This is a genomic window from Oricola sp. (assembly GCF_965230365.1).
Taxonomy (GTDB): Bacteria; Pseudomonadota; Alphaproteobacteria; order Rhizobiales; family Rhizobiaceae; genus Oricola.
Map to the genome: position 1 here is coordinate 2,033,260 of NZ_OZ246003.1, position 22,168 is coordinate 2,055,427.

General features: G+C 62.0%; 27 protein-coding genes. 16 read left to right on the forward strand and 11 right to left on the reverse strand.

Translation table 11 applies throughout. From position 1 onward, the window contains the following. The first annotated feature begins 67 nt into the window (after positions 1-67). Entirely contained in the window at positions 68-1,699 is a 1,632-nt protein-coding gene (locus ACO06R_RS09755; protein WP_421859070.1) for an acyl-CoA dehydrogenase family protein, read from the forward strand. Here ACO06R_RS09755 and ACO06R_RS09760 read toward each other — a convergent pair. Beyond that, a complete protein-coding gene (locus tag ACO06R_RS09760; protein WP_421859073.1) occupies positions 1,681-2,736 on the reverse strand; it encodes an AEC family transporter in 1,056 nt (351 codons plus the stop codon). The two genes, ACO06R_RS09755 and ACO06R_RS09760, sit on opposite strands and share 19 nt — an antisense overlap. Before the next feature lie 38 nt (positions 2,737-2,774). Between ACO06R_RS09760 and ACO06R_RS09765 the strand changes: the two genes are divergently transcribed. Both ACO06R_RS09765 and ACO06R_RS09770 read left to right on the forward strand, forming a co-directional pair. Next, positions 2,775-3,338: a hypothetical protein gene (locus ACO06R_RS09765; RefSeq protein ID WP_421859076.1), complete on the forward strand. Its 564-nt coding sequence runs from the start codon at positions 2,775-2,777 to the stop codon at positions 3,336-3,338. Continuing rightward, positions 3,335-3,673, forward strand: a complete 339-nt coding sequence (locus ACO06R_RS09770) for a DUF6105 family protein (protein WP_421859078.1) — start codon at positions 3,335-3,337, stop codon at positions 3,671-3,673. Before ACO06R_RS09765 ends, ACO06R_RS09770 begins: the two co-directional genes overlap by 4 nt. Here the strand turns inward: ACO06R_RS09770 and ruvX are convergent. Then, a complete protein-coding gene (gene ruvX / locus ACO06R_RS09775; protein WP_421859080.1) occupies positions 3,655-4,125 on the reverse strand; it encodes a Holliday junction resolvase RuvX in 471 nt (156 codons plus the stop codon). The genes ACO06R_RS09770 and ruvX overlap by 19 nt on opposite strands. Positions 4,126-4,202: 77 nt before the next feature. Here ruvX and ACO06R_RS09780 point away from each other — a divergent pair, with 77 nt between their 5' ends. The 5 genes from ACO06R_RS09780 to ACO06R_RS09800 all read left to right on the forward strand — a co-directional run bounded on the left by ACO06R_RS09780 (position 4,203) and on the right by ACO06R_RS09800 (position 8,254). After that, positions 4,203-4,910: a metal-dependent hydrolase gene (locus ACO06R_RS09780; protein ID WP_421859083.1), complete on the forward strand. Its 708-nt coding sequence runs from the start codon at positions 4,203-4,205 to the stop codon at positions 4,908-4,910. A gap of 97 nt (positions 4,911-5,007) precedes the next feature. Further along, positions 5,008-5,295 carry an Asp-tRNA(Asn)/Glu-tRNA(Gln) amidotransferase subunit GatC gene (gene gatC / locus ACO06R_RS09785; RefSeq protein WP_421859086.1) on the forward strand — a complete coding sequence of 96 codons (288 nt, stop codon included), beginning with the start codon at positions 5,008-5,010 and terminating at the stop codon, positions 5,293-5,295. 6 nt (positions 5,296-5,301) lie between these two features. Next, a complete protein-coding gene (locus tag ACO06R_RS09790; RefSeq protein ID WP_421859089.1) occupies positions 5,302-5,772 on the forward strand; it encodes a GNAT family N-acetyltransferase in 471 nt (156 codons plus the stop codon). After that, positions 5,769-7,250, forward strand: coding sequence for an Asp-tRNA(Asn)/Glu-tRNA(Gln) amidotransferase subunit GatA (gene gatA / locus ACO06R_RS09795; protein ID WP_421859092.1), 1,482 nt, complete (start codon positions 5,769-5,771; stop codon positions 7,248-7,250). The genes ACO06R_RS09790 and gatA overlap by 4 nt, the downstream gene beginning before the upstream one ends. A gap of 20 nt (positions 7,251-7,270) precedes the next feature. Then, entirely contained in the window at positions 7,271-8,254 is a 984-nt protein-coding gene (locus ACO06R_RS09800) for an alpha/beta hydrolase (protein WP_421859094.1), read from the forward strand. A 9-nt stretch (positions 8,255-8,263) separates the two neighbouring features. Here the strand turns inward: ACO06R_RS09800 and ACO06R_RS09805 are convergent, their stop codons facing one another. Continuing rightward, a complete protein-coding gene (locus ACO06R_RS09805; RefSeq protein WP_421859096.1) occupies positions 8,264-8,710 on the reverse strand; it encodes a hypothetical protein in 447 nt (148 codons plus the stop codon). A 158-nt stretch (positions 8,711-8,868) separates the two neighbouring features. Between ACO06R_RS09805 and ACO06R_RS09810 the strand changes: the two genes are divergently transcribed. Next, complete coding sequence (locus ACO06R_RS09810) at positions 8,869-9,129, forward strand: hypothetical protein (protein WP_421859099.1); 261 nt, start codon at positions 8,869-8,871, stop codon at positions 9,127-9,129. 29 nt (positions 9,130-9,158) lie between these two features. On the opposite strand, the gene ACO06R_RS09815 is transcribed toward ACO06R_RS09810, so the two are convergent. Beyond that, entirely contained in the window at positions 9,159-9,413 is a 255-nt protein-coding gene (locus ACO06R_RS09815; protein WP_421859102.1) for a YjhX family toxin, read from the reverse strand. A 325-nt stretch (positions 9,414-9,738) separates the two neighbouring features. On the opposite strand from ACO06R_RS09815, the gene ACO06R_RS09820 reads away from it, so the two are divergent. Beyond that, positions 9,739-11,862 carry a vWA domain-containing protein gene (locus ACO06R_RS09820; RefSeq protein ID WP_421859104.1) on the forward strand — a complete coding sequence of 708 codons (2,124 nt, stop codon included), beginning with the start codon at positions 9,739-9,741 and terminating at the stop codon, positions 11,860-11,862. 65 nt (positions 11,863-11,927) lie between these two features. Here ACO06R_RS09820 and ACO06R_RS09825 read toward each other — a convergent pair whose 3' ends face one another. Further along, positions 11,928-12,221, reverse strand: coding sequence for a DUF6455 family protein (locus tag ACO06R_RS09825; RefSeq protein WP_421859107.1), 294 nt, complete (start codon positions 12,219-12,221; stop codon positions 11,928-11,930). 196 nt (positions 12,222-12,417) lie between these two features. Here ACO06R_RS09825 and gatB point away from each other — a divergent pair, with 196 nt between their 5' ends. The 6 genes from gatB (at position 12,418) to ACO06R_RS09855 (ending at position 16,666) form a co-directional block, all read left to right on the forward strand. Beyond that, positions 12,418-13,917, forward strand: coding sequence for an Asp-tRNA(Asn)/Glu-tRNA(Gln) amidotransferase subunit GatB (gene gatB / locus ACO06R_RS09830; protein WP_421859110.1), 1,500 nt, complete (start codon positions 12,418-12,420; stop codon positions 13,915-13,917). A gap of 11 nt (positions 13,918-13,928) precedes the next feature. Further along, a complete protein-coding gene (locus ACO06R_RS09835; protein ID WP_421859112.1) occupies positions 13,929-14,417 on the forward strand; it encodes a GNAT family N-acetyltransferase in 489 nt (162 codons plus the stop codon). Positions 14,418-14,580: 163 nt separating this feature from the next. Next, positions 14,581-14,961 carry a DUF427 domain-containing protein gene (locus tag ACO06R_RS09840; protein WP_421859114.1) on the forward strand — a complete coding sequence of 127 codons (381 nt, stop codon included), beginning with the start codon at positions 14,581-14,583 and terminating at the stop codon, positions 14,959-14,961. Continuing rightward, positions 14,961-15,629 carry a DNA-3-methyladenine glycosylase I gene (locus tag ACO06R_RS09845; RefSeq protein WP_421859117.1) on the forward strand — a complete coding sequence of 223 codons (669 nt, stop codon included), beginning with the start codon at positions 14,961-14,963 and terminating at the stop codon, positions 15,627-15,629. Before ACO06R_RS09840 ends, ACO06R_RS09845 begins: the two co-directional genes overlap by 1 nt. Before the next feature lie 147 nt (positions 15,630-15,776). After that, positions 15,777-16,175: an NADH:ubiquinone oxidoreductase subunit NDUFA12 gene (locus ACO06R_RS09850; RefSeq protein ID WP_421859119.1), complete on the forward strand. Its 399-nt coding sequence runs from the start codon at positions 15,777-15,779 to the stop codon at positions 16,173-16,175. 77 nt (positions 16,176-16,252) lie between these two features. Continuing rightward, positions 16,253-16,666: a DUF2155 domain-containing protein gene (locus ACO06R_RS09855; protein ID WP_421859121.1), complete on the forward strand. Its 414-nt coding sequence runs from the start codon at positions 16,253-16,255 to the stop codon at positions 16,664-16,666. 18 nt (positions 16,667-16,684) lie between these two features. Here ACO06R_RS09855 and aat read toward each other — a convergent pair whose 3' ends face one another. From aat to ACO06R_RS09885, 6 genes are all read right to left on the reverse strand, one after another. Beyond that, positions 16,685-17,305 (reverse strand): leucyl/phenylalanyl-tRNA--protein transferase, encoded by a 621-nt coding sequence (gene aat / locus ACO06R_RS09860; RefSeq protein WP_421859124.1) that lies wholly within the window; start codon positions 17,303-17,305, stop codon positions 16,685-16,687. 90 nt (positions 17,306-17,395) lie between these two features. Continuing rightward, on the reverse strand, positions 17,396-18,745 hold the full coding sequence (gene accC / locus ACO06R_RS09865) for an acetyl-CoA carboxylase biotin carboxylase subunit (protein WP_421859127.1): 1,350 nt from the start codon (positions 18,743-18,745) through the stop codon (positions 17,396-17,398). Positions 18,746-18,768: 23 nt separating this feature from the next. Next, positions 18,769-19,254 carry an acetyl-CoA carboxylase biotin carboxyl carrier protein gene (accB, locus tag ACO06R_RS09870; protein WP_421859130.1) on the reverse strand — a complete coding sequence of 162 codons (486 nt, stop codon included), beginning with the start codon at positions 19,252-19,254 and terminating at the stop codon, positions 18,769-18,771. Next, positions 19,247-19,720, reverse strand: coding sequence for a type II 3-dehydroquinate dehydratase (gene aroQ / locus ACO06R_RS09875; RefSeq protein WP_421859132.1), 474 nt, complete (start codon positions 19,718-19,720; stop codon positions 19,247-19,249). Before aroQ ends, accB begins: the two co-directional genes overlap by 8 nt. A gap of 170 nt (positions 19,721-19,890) precedes the next feature. Continuing rightward, on the reverse strand, positions 19,891-20,643 hold the full coding sequence (locus tag ACO06R_RS09880; protein ID WP_421848758.1) for a DsbA family protein: 753 nt from the start codon (positions 20,641-20,643) through the stop codon (positions 19,891-19,893). A gap of 26 nt (positions 20,644-20,669) precedes the next feature. Beyond that, positions 20,670-22,034 carry a M48 family metalloprotease gene (locus tag ACO06R_RS09885; protein ID WP_421848761.1) on the reverse strand — a complete coding sequence of 455 codons (1,365 nt, stop codon included), beginning with the start codon at positions 22,032-22,034 and terminating at the stop codon, positions 20,670-20,672. Between the last annotated feature and the right edge of the window lie 134 nt (positions 22,035-22,168).

Sequence of the window (22,168 nt, forward strand, 5' to 3'; positions counted from 1 at the left end):
ACAACCGCGACGTTCACAGTTAATGTAATAGCGAAGTCAGAGGGTTTTGGGTTGGGGCCGTGCCGTGGTGAACGAAACACACGAAATTACGAACCAGACGCCGTCCTTGGGCGGAAGCGCATTCAGGGACGATCCGCTGCTGTCGCATTACGCGACTGGCTATGGCAACGCCGACATGACCGAACTGCATCAGATCGGCGCTTTCGTGCGGTCGGCGGAAGCGATCGACCTAGCCCGGCTGGCGAATGCGGAGCCGCCGAAACTGCATACCCATGACCGGCATGGCCGGCGAATCGACCGGCTCGAGTTTCATCCCGCCTATCACGCGCTGATGCGCCGTTCGGCCGGCTGGGGGCTGACCGGATCGGTGTGGGAACGCAAGGAGGAGGCAGCCGCTGCCGGGCACGTGCGCCGGGCGATCCCGTTTTACATGATGGCCGGCCTTGAGACCGGGCATCTTTGCCCAGTGACGATGACCCATGCGTCGGTCGCCGCTTTGCTGGCGAGTCCGGATCTGGCGCGTAGCTGGGTGCCTCGAGTGGTTTCGCGCAAATACGATTCAACGATCAAGGCGCCGGGCGACAAGGCCGGGCTGACGATCGGCATGGGCATGACTGAGAAGCAGGGCGGCACAGACGTCAATGCCAACACCACACGGGCCGAGCGCGCCGGCAAGGGCATCTACAGGATCACCGGGCATAAGTGGTTCATGTCGGCACCGATGTGCGATGCGTTCCTGATGCTCGCCCAGGCGCCGGACGGTCTGAGCTGCTTCCTCGTACCGCGCATCCTGCCCGACGGCCAACCCAACGGCATCCAACTGCAGCGCCTCAAGGACAAGCTCGGCAACCGGTCCAATGCGTCGTCAGAAGCCGAATTCCACTCCGCCGCTGCCCAGATCGTCGGCGAGGAGGGGGCAGGCGTTCGCACGATCCTCGAAATGGTGACCCTGACACGGCTCGACTGCGCCATTGCATCGGCTGGCCTGATGCGTGCATCCATGTCGGAGGTGGTGCATCACGCGCGCCACCGCAGCGCCTTTGGCGGGCCGTTGATCGACAAGCCGCTGATGGTGCGGGTGCTCGCCGACATGGCAATCGACACAGCCGCTGCGACTGTGTTGTCCTTCCGGCTGGCGCGCGCATTCGACCTTGCCGAACAGGACGAGTTCGAGGCGGCCTATGCCCGCGCCATGACACCGGTGGTCAAGTACTGGGTCTGCAAGATCGCACCGCCATTGATCGGCGAAGCGATGGAGTGCCTCGGCGGCAACGGATACACCGAGGATTTCGTGCTGGCGCGTCACTACCGGGAGGCGCCGGTCAATTCGATCTGGGAAGGTTCCGGCAATGTGATGGCGCTGGACCTGCTCAGGGTCTATCGCCGTCAACCCGAACTCTTTGACATGATTATCGAGCAAATCTCCGATCAACTCGGCCGCCGAGCCGGCGCGACGCTCGACGTGCTCAATGCGGCCTTCGATTTGGCGCGCTCCGACGAAGGTGCCGCACGGTTGGTAATCGAACAACTGGCGATGGCGGCCGCAGCTGCCGAACTCTACCGGCTCGGCGCGGGTCGGCTTGCCGATGCATTCGCCGAGACGCGTCTCGGCGGCACATGGCGCATGAGCTACGGAATGCTCGATGCGCGCTTCGATGCGGCGCGCATTCTCGAAGCGCTTTATCCGCCCGAAAACTGAGCGGTCACCGCCAGTACCGCCGGGATGGACAAGAACGAAACCGCGGTCTGACACGTGACGATCGCGGCATAGAGTTCGGCATCGCCGCCCAGTTGCCGCGCCAGGACATAGCCATTCATGGCAGTCGGAACCGCTGCGCACAGAGCCAGATAGGACAGCTGCGGGCCATCAATACCGATCAGAATCGCAGTGCCGACAATCAGCACGGGAAACAAGACGAGCTTCTTTAGCGACGTGTAGAAGACCATCAGGTTGGGCCGCAACACATCGCTCGGTCTCAGGCCGGCACCGATCGCCACCAGGCCAATGCCGAGGGCGGCTCGAGCCAGATAGTCTAGGAATTCCATTGCCGGAACCGGAAGTTCGAATGGCAGGCTGCGCACCACGAGTGCCGAACCCGCCGCAATGATCAGCGGATTAATGGCAATTTGGCGCAATACGCGGCCGATGTTAGGCGATTTGTCGGTGAACCATGCGACAACCGCCACCGACTCGATATTAATGGGGATGATGACAATCGCCATCACCAGGGCGACCACGGCTACGCCCTCGGCCGGATAGAGCTTCTCCGCTACTGCGTAGGCGATAAAGCCGTTCCAGCGGACCGTTGTCTGGAACACGGAAGAAAACGCTGGCGGACCGATGCCCAACCGGTCGCGCAACAACGGCCAAGCAGCAAGGCTGAACGCTGCGATCACGATGCTGCCAATCGCCATCGCGATCAGAATCGCATCGAAGGTCAGGTCGGAAAAGTCGGCCCGGACAATCGCGATGAACAGCAGCGCCGGATAGAGGACATAGTAGCAAAGAAGCTCCAATCCGCGCCAAAAATCGGCGGGAAACCTGTCCAGGCGACGCAGTAGATTGCCGAAAAGGATCAGGGCGAAGATTGGAATGATGGTCGAGAAAATCGTCAACATGCGGAGTACCCGGAGGTTGGAAGAGCCTTGGCGTGATGCATCAAGGCGAAGGCGACCGCAACTCACAGTATTCACCTCCGTTAAGGTTAACAGACAGTAAAGATTGCGGCCCGACAACAACCAACCGATAGTCCGCTCAGACAGGCGGGAGCACCATGCGGCGCATAATCTCAGGCAGTATTCTGGCAAGCTGGATCGTGATCATGATCGCAGCCGGCGTTCTTGGCTTGCCGGCGGCCGGCCAGGACGCGGGTGTGCTTCCGGTGGTTCATTCGACACTGATGGCGCATGTCGCGCCGGGTCTGCAGGCCGAGGCGATGCGCATGGTGCTTACCATTGCCGCATCCGCGCTGTTTGCAGCGATGCTCTGGGCATTGATGTTTGCCGTCTCGACCGACCGGGACGAGGCGGCGGGGCGCGTGTTTTCGATGGTGGTCGCTTATTGTGCGACGCTGGCGTCGATTTCGGCGGTTGCGCTCGTGATGCTGTTTGCCGGCGATGGCTTGGCTTTGCCCGCGTTGCTCGTCATGCACCTGACGACGTTGGTCTCGATGATCGCTTCAGGAAGCGCGGAATTCGCGCTGGGGCGGAGGCCGGCGATGCCTGCACACGGCAATGACAATGACAGGTTCGCCTACCGGGTGTCGACGCAGATGGCGATCACCAGCGCGAAGCTTGCGGACATTGGCCGCCAGACTCAGAAAGGCGAGGCATCATGATCCGTTACCTGTTCTGGCTGTGGTTTCTGCCATTGACGCTGTTCTGGGGCTGGTACGGTCTGTCCTATTACAACGTCAGTTTCGGCATGACCTTTCTTAGCCGCGATTTGCACGATTTGGTGTTTCACATATACGGATCGATCCTCGGAATAGATCCGGCAACGATACCGGGCCTGTTCCTGAAGGCTTGTATCTTCGACACGTTTCTGATCTTTGGCTTCGTCGCGTTCCGCAAACGTCGGCGGATCCGCCAATGGTGGCAGGAGCGCAAGACCGCCCGGAGCGTGGAAACCGCGAGCGAACCGGCCGATCCGGTTCAGGTTCCCGCCGAGTAGATACGGTCCAGTGCGCCCTGCAATATGAAGGCCGCTGCGGCTGAATCGATCCGCTCGGCACGCTTGGCCCGCGACACATCCATCTCCAACAGTGAACGTTCGGCGGCAACCGTCGACAGGCGTTCGTCCCAGAAGGCGAGCGGCAGGTCGGTCTTTCGAGCAAGGTTGCGGGCGAAGGCGCGTGTCGCCTGCGCGCGCGGCCCCTCGCTGCCGTCCATGTTGAGCGGAAGACCGAGCACGATTGCGCCGACATTGTCCTTTTCGAAGAGTACCAACAGCCTTTCGGCATCGGCGGTAAACTTCATGCGCTTGATCACCGGGCGCGGCGAGGCCAGCGACAAGCCGCGATCGCTGACCGCTACCCCGATTGTCTTTGTGCCCAGATCAAGGCCGGCGACGGTCTGGCTGGGCGAAAGTGCTTGCGTAATGTTATCCAAAGCGATTTCAGTCATGCCATCCTTGCGTCATGCTCGCGGCTATGGTCGTGGGTCTTACCTTTTTCGCACCCCCCTGACGAGGAGATACGAATATGAAACTGACCTGGTACGGCCACTCCGCATTCCGCATCGATGCTGGTGGAGCCTCTATCCTGATCGATCCGTTTCTCATCGACAATCCGGCTTGGGACGGCGGCTGGCAGGAGCCGGCAGACGGCGTGACACACGTGCTCCTGACGCATGGCCATGACGACCATATCGGCGATGCGCTGGAGATTTTGAAAGAGACCGACGCCATGCTGGTCGCCAATTTCGAGATCTGCATGTATCTGGTCGGCAAGGGCGTCAAAGAAAGTAAAATCAATCCCGGCAATCATGGCGGTACGGTCGATTGCGGGGGATTCACGACGACTTTCGTCAACGCCGTGCATTCTTCTTCGTCACAGACCGGTGAGGGTGGCAATATCTATCTCGGCAATCCGGCCGGCCTCGTCCTGCACTTCAAGGACGAGCCGACGGTCTACCACATGGGCGACACCGACATATTCTCCGACATGGCGCTGATCGCGGAGTTCCACCGCCCCGATATCGGCTTGGTGCCGATCGGCGACCGCTTCACCATGGGCGGCGCCATGGCGGCCATCGCCTGCCGCCGCTACTTCAACTTCTCCGGAATCGTACCGTGCCACTACGGCTCGTTTCCGGTCATCGACGCCGATGCCGACACCTTCCTTGCCGCGATGGAAGAGGAGGCGTCAAAAGTGCTGGTGCCGAAGATCGGCAAGCCGGTCACCCTGTGACGATCCCGTCGCCAGGCACCGCGTGGCGCGCTCATATTGCGCCGCGCAATCGCCAAGGCTATAGCGGGCGCAATCCCTTTACCGCCCGGAGAAGTTGATGTCCGTCGATACCGCAACCGTCAAACGCGTCGCCAAGCTTGCCCGCATCGCCGTCACCGACGAGGAGGCGGCGAAGATGGAGGGCGAACTCAACGCCATCCTCGGTTTCGTGGAGCAGTTGAACGAGGTGGATGTCGACGGTGTCGAGCCGATGACCTCGGTTACGCCGATGGGCATGAAAAAGCGCGTCGATACCGTCAATGACGGCGACAAGGCCGACGACGTGACGGCCAATGCGCCGGCGTCGGAGGACAATTTCTTTCTTGTGCCCAAGGTGGTGGAGTAGCGAGACATGGCGGTGACAATCGCCCGCGAAACGCCAATGCAGGACGAGGTGCGTGACATGGTCGGCGCGCTCAACGACTATCTTATCCCGTTGTCGCCGCGCGAGTTCCAGTTCCAGATGACGGTCGACCAGATGGCCGGACCGGACACGGTCCTGTTCGTTGCACGCAATGCCGCTAGCGCGGCGGTGGGCATGGGGGCGCTGAAACTGCATGATGGCGGCTTCGGCGAGGTCAAGCGCATGTACACCAAACCGGCGGCGCGGGGGACCGGCATCGGCCGCAAGCTGCTGGACGCTATCGAGGACGAGGCGCGCGGCCGCGGTCTTGGCGAACTGAAGCTGGAGACGGGCGGCACAACGCCCTTCAATGACACCTGGGCCATCTATGAACGCTGCGGCTTTTCGCGCTGCGGCGTCTTTGCCGACTATCCAGACACCAAATTCAATGTCTTTTACGAGAAGAAGCTGACCGCATGACCGACCTGACCAGCCTCACCATTGCCGAAGCGCGCGACAAGCTGGCCGCCAAGGAGTTCACCGCCGTTGAACTGACGGACGCCTATCTGGCCGCCATTGATGCCGCCAACTCCGCGCTGAACGCCTATGTCGCGGTGACACCGGACAAGGCGCGCGCCATGGCAAGCGCCTCTGACGAGCGCATCGCGGCTGGCCGCGCCGGCGCGCTTGAGGGCATTCCGCTTGGCATCAAGGATCTCTACGCCACCGAAGGCGTTCACACCCAGGCCTGCAGCCACGTGCTCGATGGTTTCGAACCGCGCTATGAATCGACGGTCACGGCGAATCTTTGGGCCGACGGCGCGGTCATGCTCGGCAAGCTCAACATGGATGAGTTCGCGATGGGCTCTTCCAACGAGACGTCGCATTACGGCCCGGTGATCAACCCGTGGCGCGCCGAGGGCTCCAACCGCGATCTGGTGCCGGGCGGTTCGTCCGGCGGTTCGGCGGCCGCTGTTGCGGCGCGGCTTTGCGCGGGCGCGACAGCGACCGACACCGGTGGCTCGATCCGTCAGCCGGCCGCGCTCACCGGAACAGTCGGTATCAAGCCGACCTACGGCCGCTGCTCGCGCTGGGGCATCGTCGCATTTGCCTCGTCGCTCGATCAGGCCGGTCCGCTCGCCCGTGACGTGCGCGACGCGGCGATCATGCTGAAGTCGATGGCCTCCGTCGATGCGAAGGACACTACCTCGGTCGACATCCCAGTGCCGGATTACGAGGCCGCGCTTGACGGCTCGGTCAAGGGCATGAAGATCGGCATCCCTGCGGAATACCGCATGGACGGCATGCCCGAGGAGATCGAGGCGCTGTGGCAAAAAGGCATAGCCTGGCTGAAGGACGCCGGTGCCGAGATCGTCGACATCACTCTGCCGCACACCAAATACGCGCTGCCCGCCTATTATATCGTCGCGCCTGCGGAGGCTTCGTCCAACCTCGCCCGATATGACGGCGTGCGCTACGGCCTGCGCGTGCCCGGCAACGACATCATCGACATGTATGAGAAAACCCGCGCCGCCGGCTTCGGTGCCGAGGTCAAGCGTCGTGTCATGATCGGAACCTATGTGCTGTCGGCGGGCTACTACGACGCCTACTACCTGCGCGCCCAGAAGGTGCGCACGTTGATCAAACGCGATTTTGAGACCGTGTTCGCCGATGGCGTCGACGCCATCCTGACGCCGGCGACGCCGTCGGCCGCGTTCGGCGTCGCCGATCAGGACATGGCGTCCGACCCGGTGAAAATGTATCTGAACGACATCTTCACGGTGACGGTGAACATGGCCGGATTACCGGGCATCGCCGTGCCCGCCGGTCTCGACCATCGCGGCCTGCCGCTCGGCCTGCAACTGATCGGCAAGCCATTCGACGAGGAAACGCTGTTCCGCACCGCCCACGTGATCGAGCAGGCGGCCGGACGCTTCGACGCGCATAAGTGGTGGTAGGCCGCACATAGGAGATTTTAATGGTCCGCCGGGTTCTTGTCTTTCTCGCAGTCTCGGTGGTTATCTATCTGGCCATCGCGCTTGGCCTGATCGCTTCGCAACGACCATCATTACTGAGCGTCGAGGGCGGTCTTGACTTCACCGCGCTCGGCGCGTCCGATACGCCCGCTGCGCCGCTTGAGACCTTCACCGCCCGCGACGGGACCGAACTCTTGTACCGATCCTATGCGTCCGGCCGCGAGGGCGCGCCGCTGCTGGTCTTCGTGCACGGTTCGGGCTGGCACGGTCTCGCCTATGACGGGTTGGCGCGCCGTATCGCTGAGGCAGGCGCCGCCGATGTCGTCCTGCCGGATCTGCGCGGTCACGGGGTGAATCCCGAAAGGCGCGGCGACATCGATTACATTGGCCAATACGAGGACGATCTCTCCGACCTGATATTGCAGGTTAGGAAAATTTCTCAGAGTATTGTAATTGCTGGTCATTCATCCGGCGGCGGATTGGCCATCCGCCTTACCGCCGGCGCCTATGGCGACATGTTTGCAGGCGCTATCCTCATCGCACCTTACGTCCATCACGAGGCGCCGAGCATGCGGCCGGATTCCGGTGGCTGGGCGCAACCGTTCATTCGCCGGATCATCGGGCTGGTCATGCTCAACAATGTCGGTGTTACCGCGCTGAACGGGCTGCCGGTCATCCAGTTCGCGTTCCCGCAATCGGTGCTGGACGGTCCGCTCGGCCAGACGGCGACGACCAGCTACTCCTTCCGGCTGAATACTTCCTACGCACCGCGCAACGACTATCTGTCAGAAATCGCCGCGCTGCCGCCGTTTCTGCTGATCGCCGGAGCCGAGGACGAAGCCTTCGTGGCGGATCGCTACGAACCGATGTTGGCAGCGGAAAACTCGGGCGGCAGCTATCACCTGCTGCCCGGCGTGTCGCACCTTGGCGTCATTGACGAAGAACCAACTGCAGAATTGATAACCGAGTTTCTGCGGGAATTCTGACACGGTCGCTCAGCGGGTTCCGCGCAAAGGCAGGTCGAGATCCAACGCCGATTTGTCGGCGGTGTCGATCTCGCACCTGTTCAGCATTCTGGCGGCGGAAATCGTCAGTTCCGCAGCGGCGGGCGTTGTGTTGGCAACGTATGCCAGTGCGGATTCGCGGTTGGCGCGCGACAAGTTGTCAACGCTCTTGTCAACGCACTCGCAGCTCCAGACCCGCTCGGACATGGTGAGGTTTGCCGCCGCAATGCCATATCCGCCGATGCATGCCGCATATGCCTCACCGCGCTTATAGTAACGCTTGTCCATTCTCCGCATCGTGCCGCGCAAGCCGTCCCGCGCCATCGAATAGAGCTGGCCCGGAGGCACGACATCGCCGGTCGCGCCGAAATGTGCCCACGCGCCGCCAAGCGCGCCGGATACCAGCACCACCCCGATCGTCATCGCGTTGAAATTCACGGAACCGACCCCATCCCTGTATTGTCCGATATTCGGGTGAAGAAACTGTTTCTGTTTACGCTGCGTTGTTTTCGTTGCCCGTCCATGTTTGGCTGTCAGGCTATGCCAAACGCGGCCCTTTCGGAGCGAGGGCGGCCGATTGCGAAGCGGAGCAGGCGATGCGTGAGGTGCTGGAAGCGCTGGATGGCTTGCGGACCGGAGGTTTTGCCGTCGGCCCGCAGTGGCATGCCGCCCACAAGCTGGCGCAGGATCACGAGGGCGAACCCGTCTATGACTGGCTGCACGCGTTTTGCCACCGCATCGAGGGCGACGACTGGAACGCGGGCTACTGGTATCGCCGCGCCGGGAAGGCGCGCGGCGAGGGGAGCCTGGAAGAGGAATGGGTGGTCATGCGCGCCACTTTGGCGGGCGACGGCTAGCAGATACCCGCCGCCGCCCTTTGTGATGTTCAGCGATTGTCGAGCTGGCTTCTGACCAGTTCGAGACCGCGCCGCGTAATGCGGTAGGGCTCGCCGTTTCTCGACGCGATGGTTCGCCGGCGCTTCAGTTTCCTGAACAGTTCCAAGTCGAGGCCGGGATATTGCCAGCCGTCGCGGGTAAAGCAGCGAACGTTTGCAATCGTCTTGTGGCGTTTGGCGATCTTAATGAAGCCGCCCTGCGCCAGCAGGTGGAGAATGCGCTGTTCAGCGCGTGAGATATCCATGATGTCCGGATCCGGTTTGCGGCGCATGGCCGCGCGAAAGCATTCCGCCGCCAAAGCGTTTCAGGTCTGGACTGAAACGCTCCACACGGCGGTTCGGCAATCAGCTTTCCCGAAACGCTTGCGCGGTCCGGGCTTTCACCGGGACTCGGACGAACCGAACATCAAAACTCCTGTTTCCGGCGGCTTATGTAGGCGCGCCGACGCCTGCTGTCCACAGTGAGCGGCGCGGGGTAACGGGCTTGTCAGTGCGTTTTCGCACAGGCGTTACAATCGGCGGACGCAATGGTGTATAGGATCCCCACGTCCGGAACCCAAGGGAGGCAACATGTTCCGCTCGATTCTCGCTGCAACTGCAGCGCTTTTGGTGGTCGCAGGGACGTCGGCTTCGGCCGACGAGCGGGCCATCATCGTCATGGATGCCTCCGGTTCGATGTGGGGCCAGATCGACGGCAAGACCAAGATCGAGATCGCGCGCGAGGCCTTGTCGGGCGTTCTGACCACCGTTCCCGGCGGGCTTGAGATGGGGCTAATAGCCTATGGCCACCGCCGCAAGGGCGAATGCTCGGACATCGAGCAGATCGTGCCGCCGGGCGCCGATTCGCGCGATGCGATCGCCGCAGCCGTCAACCGGCTCAATCCCAAGGGCAAGACACCGCTGACCAATGCCGTGCGTCAGGCGGCCGAAGCGCTGCGTTACACCGAAGACAAGGCGACCGTCATCCTGATTACCGACGGCATCGAGACCTGCAATGCCGACCCCTGCGCGGTTGCCGGCGAGTTGGAGAGTGCCGGCATCGACTTCACGGCTCATGTCGTGGGATTCGGCCTTAAGGAAGGCGAGGGCGCGCAGGTCTCCTGCATCGCCGATCAGACCGGCGGGCTTTTTATCGAGGCCAAGAACGCGAACGAACTGACAGATGCGCTGACACAGACTGTAGCCATCACGCCGGACCCGGTACCTGCCGAACCGACTGCCGTTGAGCATAATCTGGTGCTTACGGCGGCACTTGCGCCGGGGCGGCCGCTGACGGAACGCAGCACGCGCTTCGATGTATTCAGGCTCGACGACAGCGGCGTGCCCGGTGAAAAGGCGGTCGACTACACCTACAAGATCGGCGAATGGCGCCGTTTCTACGAACCGGGTCGTTATTTAATCAAGGCGGCTTCCGACATGGCAACCGCCGAGGCGGTCGTGGAACTGTCGGAAACCGAGACGCTCGACCAGGAGATCGTTCTCGACGCCGGCTTGGTGACGCTCAATGTCGCGCCGACGCCCGGCGCTGATCCCGACGACAACGGCTATGTCGAGTTGCGCTCCGCTGGCGAGCGCGAGGTCGCCTATGGCACGCTGATCAATGTCGCTCCGGCCGGTGAGTTGTCAGCGCTGGGCAAGATCGGTGAGGCCAGGGCGAGCGCGACGCGGACGATAGCCGCCGGCGAGGTCGTCGAATGGAAACTGGTAGCGGCGGCAGGATCGCTGATTGCCCGCGCCGTCTATGCAGGTGGTGGCGAGCAGGCCGCCAAGGGCACAGTCAACATGCAGCTGTTCGAAGCGGCGCAGGCGCTTGACGGCAGCCGCAAGCGTATTGCCGGTGCCTATGGACCGCCGGCGAAGTTCGAAGTGCCACCTGGCGAGTATGTGCTTGTTTCAAGGGTCGGCCTTGTGACCAAGGAAAACGACATCCTGATCGAGCCGGGCGAGGAAACCGACATCACCATCGATCTCAAAGCCGGCATTGTCGATATCGCCGTCGCACCTGATGCCGCCGCCGATCCGGACCGCAACGCCGCCTGGCGGGTCACCGTCGGCGATGCGAAGCAGGGCGGCTATGGCAATGGGCGGGTCGTGGTGCCGGCCGGGGCGGTATCGCTTTATGGCAAAATCGGCGGCTCCGAAGTCACCGAGGAGGTCGAGGTCGGTGCGGCCGAACGGGTCGAACGCAAACTCGTCGCCGCTGCCGGCAGGCTGACCGCCAGCGCGGTTTATGCCGCTGGCGGACCAGCGGTCGAGGGCGGCAATGTGCGCTTTGATGTCTACTCGGCGAAGCGCGCGCTCGACGGTTCGCGCAAACGCTGGAACGGGTCGTATGGCAAGGCGGACTACATGTTGCCGCCGGGCGACTATGTGGTTGTCGCGCGCCTAGAGGCGGCCGAAGCGGAGGCTGCGGTGACCATCGAGGGCGGCGCGCTCAGCGAGATGCTGGTCGATCTGAACGCCGGCGTGCTTTCGGTCAATGCGCTGGGCGGGCGGCGAATCGACATCTTCACCGCCAAGGAAGACATCCAGGGCAAGCGCAAGCGGATCGCCGGCGGGTATGGCGAGACGCTGCAGGTGACCGCGCCTCCCGGTGACTATCTGGTCAGGGTCGAGTTTGACGGCGACAAGGGCAATGTCGAAAAACCGGTCAAGGTGACCGCCGCCGAACGCAGCGAGGTCACGGTCGACTGAAAATATGCAAGACAGGCCGTCGGGTTCCCGGCGGGCTTATTGATGGACGGCGAGAGAACAGGCGGTCAGGCGTCGACCGGCGTCAATCTCCGTTCGGCTTCGATGTCGTGTTTGAGGCGCTCGAAGAGATCGTGATTCTTGCAGAAATAGGGCGCCTCATCCGGCTCGGCATTCGTAGCCATCCATGACACGCAGCTGTCTTCGCGGTCGCATTCGGCACAGCGCTCGGATGCGCGCTTCATCACGGCGGCGCTGTTTGGACGGTTCGTCAGCGCAAGCCGCATGCGCAGCTTGTCCACCATGGCCTGGAACAGCGTTCCGCGTTCCGGCGCCTGGAAGAAATGTCGATAGGAAAGCATAGCGGTTCTCCTGGCTGGGACCCCTCCAAAAGGGCCACGCCGGGGGCGAACCAGCCTTGATCTCGATCAAGGCGCGCGCCGAAAGGCGCTATCAGCGCGGGATTTGACGTGATGGGTTTGGTTTGGCACGCGGGTCTTGTTCTGCGCCGAGAATTGGCATAGCCAGTGGAAAGGACATCTGCAAACAACACTCAGTATGACAATTATCGATACTCGTACCCCGGACCCGAAACGCTTTGTACCAGGTGCAACGGGCGACTGGGAGATCGTCATCGGCATGGAAGTCCATGCCCAGGTGATCTCCAACTCGAAGCTTTTTTCCGGCGCGTCCACCGAATTCGGTGCCGAGCCGAACGCAAACGTGTCGCTTGTCGATGCGGCGATGCCCGGCATGTTACCGGTGATCAACCAGGAATGCGTGCGCCAGGCGGTCCGCACCGGCCTTGGGCTGAAGGCCAAGATCAACAATCGCTCGATCTTCGACCGAAAGAACTATTTCTTTCCCGACCTGCCGCAGGGCTACCAGATATCCCAGTACAAGGACCCGATCGTCGGCGAAGGCAAGATTGTCATTTCCGTCGGGCCTGACCGCAAGGGCGAATTCGAAGATGTCGAAATCGGCATCGAGCGCCTGCATCTCGAGCAGGACGCTGGCAAGTCTATGCACGACCAGCATCCGACCATGTCCTATATCGATCTTAACCGGTCGGGCGTAGCGCTCATGGAAATCGTTTCGAAGCCGGACCTGCGGTCGTCGGACGAGGCCAAGGCCTACATGACCAAGCTGCGCTCGATCGTGCGCTATCTCGGGACATGCGACGGCAATATGGATGAAGGCTCGATGCGCGCCGACGTCAACGTCTCGGTACGCAAGCCGGGCGGCGAATTCGGGACCCGCTGCGAAATCAAGAACGTCAACTCGATTCGCTTCATCGGCCAGGCCATTGAATATGAGGCGCGCCGCCAGATCGACGTTTTGGAGAACGGCGGCGAGATTGACCAGGAGACCCGCCTGTTCGATGCCGCCAAAGGTGAGACCCGCGCCATGCGCTCCAAGGAGGACGCGCACGATTATCGTTATTTCCCCGATCCGGACCTGCTGCCGCTGGAATTCGACGATGCCTTCGTCGCCGAACTGGCCGCTGATCTGCCGGAACTGCCCGACGAGAAGAAGGCGCGTTTCGTGTCACTCGGCCTGTCGGCATATGACGCCTCGATCCTGGTGTCGGAGAAGTCGATCGCCGATTACTTCGAGCAGGTTGCCGATGGACGAGACGCCAAGGCGGCGGCCAACTGGGTGATCAACGACCTGCTCGGCGCGCTCAACAAGGCGGGCCTCGGCATCGAAGAGACGCCGGTCTCGCCGGCCCAACTCGGCGGTATCATCGACCTGATCAAGAGCGGCGACATCTCCGGCAAGATCGCCAAGGACCTGTTCGAGATCGTCTGGAACGATGGCGGCGACCCTGCCGCAGTGGTCGAAGAACGCGGCATGAAGCAGGTGACCGATACCGGCGCTATCGAAGCTGCGGTCGACGAGGTTATCGCCGCCAATCCGGACAAGGTCGAACAGGTGAAGACCAAGCCGTCGCTGGCGGGCTGGTTCGTCGGCCAGGTGATGAAGGCAACGCAGGGCAAGGCCAATCCGCAGGCTGTGCAGGCCTTGGTCAAGTCGAAACTGGGTGTCGAGGACTAGGAGATTCGGACATGTGGGTGCGGACGGCGTCGCAGGATGATCTGGAGACCATCAGCGCCATGCTGTCCGAGACATGGCACGACACCTATGACGCGATTTACGGCAAGGACAAGGTCGCCGAACTGACGGCGGCCTGGCATTCGGTGCAGGCGCTGAAGCAGCGGCTGACCAAGCCGCGCTCCGAATTCATCGTCTGCGACGATGGCGCGGAGATTTCCGGCATGGCCTATGTCAGCCAGGTCGATACCGAAACCTCGATGTTGCACCAGCTCTATGTCAGGCCGTCGACCCAGGGCCAGGGTGTCGGCAAGATGCTGCTGATCGAGGTCGAAAGCTGTTTTCCGGACGTTCGCAAGATCCGGCTCGAGGTCGAGGAAGCCAACGACCGGGCGGTAAAGTTCTACGAGGTCAACGGTTTCCGCCAGACCGCTACGACGCCCGATTGCGGCGTCAAGGGATCGGGCATTCCCGCCGTGATCATGGAAAAGGTGATCTGGTAGATCGCCTTTCCATGTTGCCTGGGCTTCCGGTCATGGAATTGGAAGATGGGGCATTCAGCTCACGATGCTCTCCAAAAGGTGATCGGCCGAGGCTGGCGTGGGATGTGAAAGGCTCCTACGTTTCGGATCCTTTGGTGATGTTTCTAAACGGGAGAGCCCGATCATGGAACGCCTGACCATCCACAATCCCTACAATGATGCCCATTTCATGCGGATCAAGCCGGTTTCCGGCGCGGTCCGCGTGACGCGCGGCGACCGGGTGCTCGCGCAATCGGCCAAGGCGATCCGCGTCATGGAAACGGGCCGGGACGTTTATGATCCGGTGATCTACATTCCGAGCGGCGATGTGTCCGATGCGCTTCACGCTGTGCCGGGCAAGACTACCCATTGCCCACTCAAGGGCGATGCTTCCTACTTCGCGCTCGACGGCGAGGAGATCGCCTGGACCTATGGCGAACCCTTCGACTGGGCGCATGAACTGGCTGGCCATGTCGGGTTCTATGCCGGCAAGGTGACAATCGAAGAGAAGGGGCCAGGCGCCTGATGCGTGATTTCGAGGCAATCTACGAAATCGCGGCCGAGCGGCAGGGCGGAGGTGATGCGCTGGAGGCGAAACTCGAACCGCCGTTGCCGCCTGATGAACTCGGAGCGATCCCCGACGACCGCTGGTTGTCCTGTGCCACGAAGTGCATCTTCAACGCCGGCTTCAACTGGAAGGTGGTCGAAAACATGTGGCCGGGCTTCGAGGAAGCGTTTTCCGGCTTCGACATCGGCCATTGCTCGATGCTCCACGACGAAGACATCGCAAGACTGGCTTCCGATACGCGGATCGTCAGGCATGGCGGCAAGATCCGGTCGGTGCAGGAGAACGCTGTGTTCATGCGCGATCTGGCGGCCGAATATGGCAGCGCCGCGAAGTTCTTCGCCAGCTGGCCAGCAAGCGACGAGGCGGGGCTGCTCGATGTCATGAAGAAGCGTGGTTCGCGACTTGGCGGCAACACCGGCCAGTACTTCCTGCGCTTCATGGGCATGGACAGCTACATTTTGTCGAGCGATGTGGTGGCGCGCCTGATCGCCGAGGATGTCATCGAAAAGCAGCCGACATCGAAGGCCGCTATGACGAAGGTGCAGGCTGCTTTCAACGCTTGGGCGGATCAGTCAGGGCGTTCGATGAAGGAGATCAGCCGCGTTCTCGCGATGAGCATCGGTTGACCTGCCGGTCCGCGGCCTCGCGGAGTGCGCAAGCATGTTTCCCCGGACGAGATCGTAAATCGGACGGCTTGCCGGGCAAATCGGCCTTGCATCGCGGCGATGGCGGAGCCATAACCCGATTGATCCTCGGCATTCGGATGCGACGCGATGAAAGACTTCCTGCTTCAGTTCTTTACCTGGTGGAACGGCACGACGCTTGGCACCCGGTTCTTCACCTGGCGCTTCGGTGAGCGGGTGGGCGAGGACGAGTTCGGCAATGTCTACTATCAGGGCAGTCAGGACGCTGAAGGCCGGACCCGGCGTTGGGTGCGATACAACGGCTATGCCGATGGCTCCGCCGTTCCGCCCGGCTGGCACGGCTGGATGCATCACCGCGTTGACACGCCGCCTGCTGACGAGAACTACAAGCCTCGCGAATGGCAGAAGCCGCACAAGCCCAATCTGACCGGCACCGCTGGCGCATATCGCCCGGACGGTTCGATGTTCACGCCGCAGTCGCGTCCTGCAGTGACCGGCGACTACGATGCCTGGACGCCCGGCGAGTAATCTCCGCGGTCGTCAAATTTCCACCGCGCTCGTTCGCCAGAATGGCGACGAATCGGGCTTCTACGGGTTGGCGCAACATGATGCGGATTAAGCGGCTGAAATCTCTGTCCTTAGGGCTCCTTGCGACGTTGTTTGCCGCCATTCCGGCTGCTGCCGAGCGTACGGACAACCCGGTCGCCGAGTTTTCTGGAATCGACAAGATTACCGGGCGCATCATCACCTTCGATGTCTATATCGACGAGACGGTGCAGTTCGGCGCGCTGCAGGTAACGCCACGGGTGTGTTACTCGCGCTCCGAAAACGAGGCGCCCGGCTCCAACACATTCGTCGAGATAGACGAGATCACGCTCGACCGGAAGATCAGGCGGATTTTCACGGGCTGGATGTTTGCCAACAGTCCGGGCCTGAACGCGGTTGAACACGCGGTCTACGATGTCTGGCTGAAAAGCTGCAAGCCGACCTCTGATGTACCGCCGCCGGACCAGTCCTGATCGCGCGAGGCGCCGAGATCAGTCGAACTGCGCCTCGCCGCCCAGCGCTTCTTCCAACATGGTCTCATAATCTTCGCTCGGTACGTCGATGGCGCCGAACCGCTTCAGATGATCGGTGGTAAACTGGGTGTCGAGCAACACGAAGCCGCGCTCCTTCAGCCGCTTGACCAGATGGACAAGGCAGATCTTCGATGCATCGGTCTTGCGCGAGAACATGCTCTCGCCGAAAAACGCCCGTCCGAGGCTGACACCATACAAGCCGCCGACCAATTGGCCATCTTCCCAAGCTTCCACTGTGTGGGCATGGCCCATCTCGTGCAAGCGGCAATAAAGATCGCGGATCGTCCGGTTGATCCAGGTCCGTTCGCGGTTTTCGGCCGATTCCGCGCAGGCGGAAATCACCGCTGAGAACGCCGCATTGAAATGGATGTCATAGGGCGCCTGCCGGACTTTCTTGGCGAGGCTGCGCGGGACATGGAAACTGTCGAGCGGAATGACGCCCCGCATGTCCGGCTGGACCCAAAATATGTTCGGGTCGTCGGCGTCGTCGGCCATCGGAAAGATACCGGCGGCGTAGGCGCGCAGCAGAATCTGCGGCGTCAGTCCGCGGTTCGATGCGTCTCCTGAATCTCGCGACACGTGCCAGTTCCCGTCAGATGCTTGGCCCGCCGGCACCATGCCGGCGAAACCTGCTCGCATCCCATAGATAGTGCGGCGAAGGCCGCAAACCTAATCGGCCGTCTGTTCTGCGAGGTGTTTTTCCAACCAGTGGATATCGTAGTCGCCATTGGCGATGTCGGCATTGAGCACCAGATGCTGGAAAAGCGGCAAGGTCGAGTTGATGCCGTCGACGACGAACTCGTCGAGGCAGCGCCGCAGCCGCATCATGCACTCGACCCGGTTGCGACCGTGCACGATCAGCTTGCCGATCAGGCTGTCGTAGTAGGGCGGAATGCGGTAGCCGGCATAGACGCCGGAATCGACGCGCACGCCCAGCCCGCCGGGCGTGTGGTAGTGCGTGATCGTGCCGGGCGACGGAACGAAGGTGCGCGCGTCCTCGGCATTGATACGGCACTCGATCGCATGGCCCGCGAACTTTACCTCGTCCTGGCGGACCGACAGGCCCGCACCGGAGGCCACTCGTAGTTGCTCGTGGACGAGGTCGATCCCGGTAATGGCCTCAGTCACGGGGTGCTCGACCTGCAGGCGGGTGTTCATCTCGATGAAGTAGAACTCGCCGTCCTCATAGAGGAACTCGACCGTGCCAGCGCCGCGGTAGCCCATCTCGGAGATCGCGTTGGCGCAGATCATGCCGATTTCGTCGCGCTGACGTTCATTCAGGGCAGGGGAGTTCGCCTCCTCCCAGACCTTCTGGTGACGCCGCTGCAAAGAACAGTCGCGTTCGCCCAGATGGATGCCCGCGCCCGCGCCGTCGCCGACCACCTGCACCTCGATGTGGCGCGGCTTGGCGAGGTACTTCTCGATATAGACGGCATCGTTGCCAAAAGCTGCGCCCGCTTCGGCGCGTGCCGTCTGCAGGGCGATCAGCAACTCATCCTCGGACTGCGCGACCTTCATGCCACGTCCGCCGCCGCCAGCCGTCGCCTTGATGATCACCGGATAGCCGATATCGGCGGCGACCCGCTTGGCTTCCGCTTCCGTCGACACGCCGCCTTCCGAACCCGGAACGACCGGAATGCCGAGCCGTGCAGCCGTGCGCTTGGCTTCGATCTTGTCGCCCATCACCGAGATATGCGCGGCGGTCGGGCCGATGAAGGTGATGTTGTGGGCTTCCAAAATCTCGGCGAATTTCGCGTTTTCCGACAGGAAACCGTATCCCGGGTGCACGGCGTCGGCGCCGGTGATTTCGCAAGCGGCGACGATCTGGTGGATGTTGAGATAGCTGTCGCGCGAGGGCGGCGGCCCGATGCACACGCTTTCGTCGGCAAGCCGGACATGCATGGCTGACTCATCCGCTGTCGAGTGGACGGCCACCGTCGGAATGCCCAATTCCTTGCAGGCGCGCAGCACGCGCAGCGCGATCTCCCCGCGATTGGCGATTAGAACCTTGTTGAACATGGTCGCGCTGCTCCGCAATCCGCTCAGTCGATGACCACGAGCGGCTGGCCGAACTCGACCGGCTCGGCATCTTCGACGAGGATGGCGCTCAACGTGCCGGAGCGAGGCGCGGGGATCTGGTTCATCGTCTTCATGGCCTCGATGATGAGGATCGTTTGGCCTTCCTTGACCGACTGCCCAACTTCGACGAACTGGGATGCGCCGGGTGCCGGCGCCAGATAGGCGGTCCCGACCATCGGCGACGGCACTTCGTGGCCGCCATGCGACTTGGTTTCGGGCGCTGCCGTGGCTGCAGCGGAAGGTGCCAAAACAGGCGCAGCAACCTGAACCGGCGCGGCGGCCACTGGTTGTGCCGGTGCCTGGATGACCGTCGGCGCAACGGTTTCGCGCGAAACGCGGATGCGCAGTTCACCCTGCTCGACTTCGATTTCGGTCAGTTCTGTTTCGTTCAGGATGCTGGCGAGATCCTTGACCAGTGCGGTGTCGATCGCCGGCTTGCGTTCAGCCATTTTTTCCCTCGAGTGTTTTGGCCCCATCGGTATGCATATGTGCGGCAAACGCCCGGACTGCAAGCAGATAGCCTTGTGTACCGAGGCCGCAGATCATGCCCATTGCGACGGCGCTGATCAGCGATTCATGCCGGAAAGCTTCGCGGGCATGGATATTTGAAATGTGCACCTCGACGACTGCGGTCCCGGCGCCCGAAATGGCGTCGCGCAGCGCGATCGAAGTGTGCGAGTAAGCACCCGCATTGAGGATAACTCCGATCCCTTCGCGACCGGCCTGCTGCAGCCGGTCGACCAGTTCGCCCTCGTGATTGGACTGGAAGTCTTCGACATCCAGGCCCAGTTCACGTCCCAGCTCCGCGCAACGGCTCATGACGCCGGCAAGCGTCTCGTCGCCATAGATCGACGGTTCGCGTTTACCCAACAGGTTGAGGTTGGGGCCGTTGAGGATCAGGATCCGTTGCGCCATGCACCAATTGCCGTTTTACGGTTCTTTTCGAGGTGGTTATCCGGACCACCGGTAGTGCCTGTGGCCACGCTCGACAAGGGCAAAGGCGACGATTTCGCCTTCAACCGCCGAAAGCGCACATGATTTGGCCTGCAACGACAGATAATTGCCCGGATATAGCCGGTTTTCCGTCAGCAGAGCGTCGATCCGCACTGGCGGACATTCGCCACCTTGACCGTCAGCACCTGCTCGCCTAGCGCGCCTGCGACCACCTCGTCGCCGACCACATAGGCCGGCGTACCGTTGATGCCGAGGTCGCTGGCGAGCTTGTAGGTGGCGCGGATACGGTCGTCGATCTTGCCGGCAGCCAGAAGGTCCTGCATAGCCGCTTCGTCGGCGCCAAGCTCGGTCGCGATCCGCATGGCGACGTCGCGATTGGCGCGGCCGTTGAAGCCAAGCAACCGCATGTGGAATTCCATGTAGCGCTCGGGCATCAGGTCGTTGAATGCGTGGGCGACACGGTGTGCATCCTGCGAGTCCTCGCCGAGGATCGGGAATTCCTTGAGAACGAAGCGCAATTCGCTGTCGGCCTCCATCATCGTCAGCATGTCATTCATCGCGCGTTTGCAATAGCCGCAGTTGTAATCGAAGAACTCGACAACGGTGACACTACCATCCGGATTGCCAAGGACCGGATCGCTCGGTTCCTCGAAGATTGCCGCGTTCTGCAGTGTAATCGATTCCTGCTGCTGCTGGCGCTCCGCAATCGCCCGCTTGCTTTCGTAGGCCTCTTGTACTTCCAGCAGGAACTCCGGGTTCTCAAGCAGGTAGTCGCGCATGATCTGCTCGATCTCCTTGCGCTGCGTATCGTCGAACGCGCCTGCGGGCACCGCAAACGCCGACAGCACGGTGGCCGCGAGGAGAGTCCGTATTGTTTTCGTCATTGAATTTGCCTTTCGAGTTGCATGTCTCAGCGCACCTTTGGCACTTTGAAACGGTGAATATCGTCGGCCCGCAGCCACTGCGGCGATCCGCGCGGAAACTTTCGCTTGGCGCGTGCCGCAAAGACCTTGGCCCGGTTGTAGTTGCCGGAGTGGAAGTTTTCCTCCGCTGTCGCCAACTCGGCGCTGCCGGTTTCACCCAGCCGTCCGTAGGCCATTGCAAGATGTCGGTAGGCGCGCGGATTGACCGGGTCCATGGTCAGTGCGACTTCCAGCTCGCCGATCGCGCGGCGCAAACTCTGCGGGTCGCCGGCGAGAACCAGCGCATGGCCAAGCGAACTCTGGATCAGGCCGGAACCGTTCTTCTCCAGCCGTGCGGCATTGGTGAACGCGTCGACCGCGCCGCCTGCGTTGCGCGCCCGGAGCTGGATCTCACCCTTGATCTCGCGGAAATAGGGGTTTGATGGCTCTGCGGCGATCAGCTTGTCGATCATCGGCAGGGCCTCGCGCGGCGACCCGTAGAGAAACTTGGCGATGGTGCGGGCGTAGAGCGCAGCCGTCTTGCTCTTGGTCTTGCGAGCAAATCCTTCGGCTGCGCCGGCACCGGACGTGTAAGCGAAGATCTTGGCGCGCGCCATGTCGTGCCGCTCGCGTAGCCGCGCTGAATCCTGTTTGTCGAAGTAAGCGCTCTTGCGCGCGATGGTTTCCAGCGCCGAAATCCGCTCGCGCGGCAGCGGGTGGCTTAGCCGGTAGGGATCGATGCGATGGTTGATCAGGGAGATTTCGCGTTGGAAACGGGCGAATGTCGTCAGCAGGCCCTTTGAGGATTGCTTGGTGCGGTTGAGATATTCGACCGCAAAGCGGTCGGCGGCGATTTCCTCGGAGCGTTGATAGGTCAGGAGGCTGCGCCGCGCCGCCTCCATGCCGCCGAGCGCGATGCCGCCGCCGGCACCCACCGCACTCGAATTGCCGCTGGCGCCAGCCGCGACCGCTGCGGAAGCGCCCAGTACAGCCGTCACGGCCGCAATGGTCTGGGCGCGGTCGAGTTGCTGGCGCAGGCGGTCCTGATGGCCGCCCGCCAGATGCGCGATCTCGTGCGCCAGCACACCGATCACCTCGTTCGGCGTTTCTGAGGCGACGATGGTACCGGTGTTGACGAAGATCTTGCGGCCGGAAACGAACGCGTTGAAGTCGCGCGAATTGACAAGGACGATATCGACCCGGTTGCGCTTCAATCCCGCTGCCTTGAGCAAGGGCGAGGCATAATCGCTGAGGAGATTTTCAATCTCGGCATCGCGCACGATCGGCAGGCGCGACGACTGCGCCCAAACCGGCGCGACGGAACCCACTGCCAAGAGCGTCAGCAAGAAGATGCTCAACAGTCTGAGGGCCAATGTCCGGTTCCCGTGTATTGCCCGAACTCCATTCTATCCCAAGTGCATGGCAGCTTAGCCGTTGCACGGTCGCAGGGTTGGTTGTACACCGCCGCTCAGGCAAAGCGTCGGCTGCCTCGCTAACGCGAATTGCC

Excerpts from the sequence above, each read along its gene's own strand:
- ACO06R_RS09765 (WP_421859076.1), top strand. The coding sequence starts at position 2,775 with ATGCGGCGCATAATCTCAGGCAGTATTCTGGCAAGCTGGATCGTGATC.
- ACO06R_RS09770 (WP_421859078.1), top strand. The coding sequence starts at position 3,335 with ATGATCCGTTACCTGTTCTGGCTGTGGTTTCTGCCATTGACGCTGTTC.
- ruvX (WP_421859080.1), bottom strand. The coding sequence starts at position 4,125 with ATGACTGAAATCGCTTTGGATAACATTACGCAAGCACTTTCGCCCAGC.
- ACO06R_RS09780 (WP_421859083.1), top strand. The coding sequence starts at position 4,203 with ATGAAACTGACCTGGTACGGCCACTCCGCATTCCGCATCGATGCTGGT.
- gatC (WP_421859086.1), top strand. The coding sequence starts at position 5,008 with ATGTCCGTCGATACCGCAACCGTCAAACGCGTCGCCAAGCTTGCCCGC.
- ACO06R_RS09790 (WP_421859089.1), top strand. The coding sequence starts at position 5,302 with ATGGCGGTGACAATCGCCCGCGAAACGCCAATGCAGGACGAGGTGCGT.
- gatA (WP_421859092.1), top strand. The coding sequence starts at position 5,769 with ATGACCGACCTGACCAGCCTCACCATTGCCGAAGCGCGCGACAAGCTG.
- ACO06R_RS09800 (WP_421859094.1), top strand. The coding sequence starts at position 7,271 with ATGGTCCGCCGGGTTCTTGTCTTTCTCGCAGTCTCGGTGGTTATCTAT.
- ACO06R_RS09810 (WP_421859099.1), top strand. The coding sequence starts at position 8,869 with ATGCGTGAGGTGCTGGAAGCGCTGGATGGCTTGCGGACCGGAGGTTTT.
- ACO06R_RS09815 (WP_421859102.1), bottom strand. The coding sequence starts at position 9,413 with ATGGATATCTCACGCGCTGAACAGCGCATTCTCCACCTGCTGGCGCAG.
- ACO06R_RS09820 (WP_421859104.1), top strand. The coding sequence starts at position 9,739 with ATGTTCCGCTCGATTCTCGCTGCAACTGCAGCGCTTTTGGTGGTCGCA.
- ACO06R_RS09825 (WP_421859107.1), bottom strand. The coding sequence starts at position 12,221 with ATGCTTTCCTATCGACATTTCTTCCAGGCGCCGGAACGCGGAACGCTG.
- gatB (WP_421859110.1), top strand. The coding sequence starts at position 12,418 with ATGACAATTATCGATACTCGTACCCCGGACCCGAAACGCTTTGTACCA.
- ACO06R_RS09835 (WP_421859112.1), top strand. The coding sequence starts at position 13,929 with ATGTGGGTGCGGACGGCGTCGCAGGATGATCTGGAGACCATCAGCGCC.
- ACO06R_RS09840 (WP_421859114.1), top strand. The coding sequence starts at position 14,581 with ATGGAACGCCTGACCATCCACAATCCCTACAATGATGCCCATTTCATG.
- ACO06R_RS09845 (WP_421859117.1), top strand. The coding sequence starts at position 14,961 with ATGCGTGATTTCGAGGCAATCTACGAAATCGCGGCCGAGCGGCAGGGC.
- ACO06R_RS09850 (WP_421859119.1), top strand. The coding sequence starts at position 15,777 with ATGAAAGACTTCCTGCTTCAGTTCTTTACCTGGTGGAACGGCACGACG.
- ACO06R_RS09855 (WP_421859121.1), top strand. The coding sequence starts at position 16,253 with ATGATGCGGATTAAGCGGCTGAAATCTCTGTCCTTAGGGCTCCTTGCG.
- accC (WP_421859127.1), bottom strand. The coding sequence starts at position 18,745 with ATGTTCAACAAGGTTCTAATCGCCAATCGCGGGGAGATCGCGCTGCGC.
- accB (WP_421859130.1), bottom strand. The coding sequence starts at position 19,254 with ATGGCTGAACGCAAGCCGGCGATCGACACCGCACTGGTCAAGGATCTC.
- aroQ (WP_421859132.1), bottom strand. The coding sequence starts at position 19,720 with ATGGCGCAACGGATCCTGATCCTCAACGGCCCCAACCTCAACCTGTTG.
- ACO06R_RS09880 (WP_421848758.1), bottom strand. The coding sequence starts at position 20,643 with ATGACGAAAACAATACGGACTCTCCTCGCGGCCACCGTGCTGTCGGCG.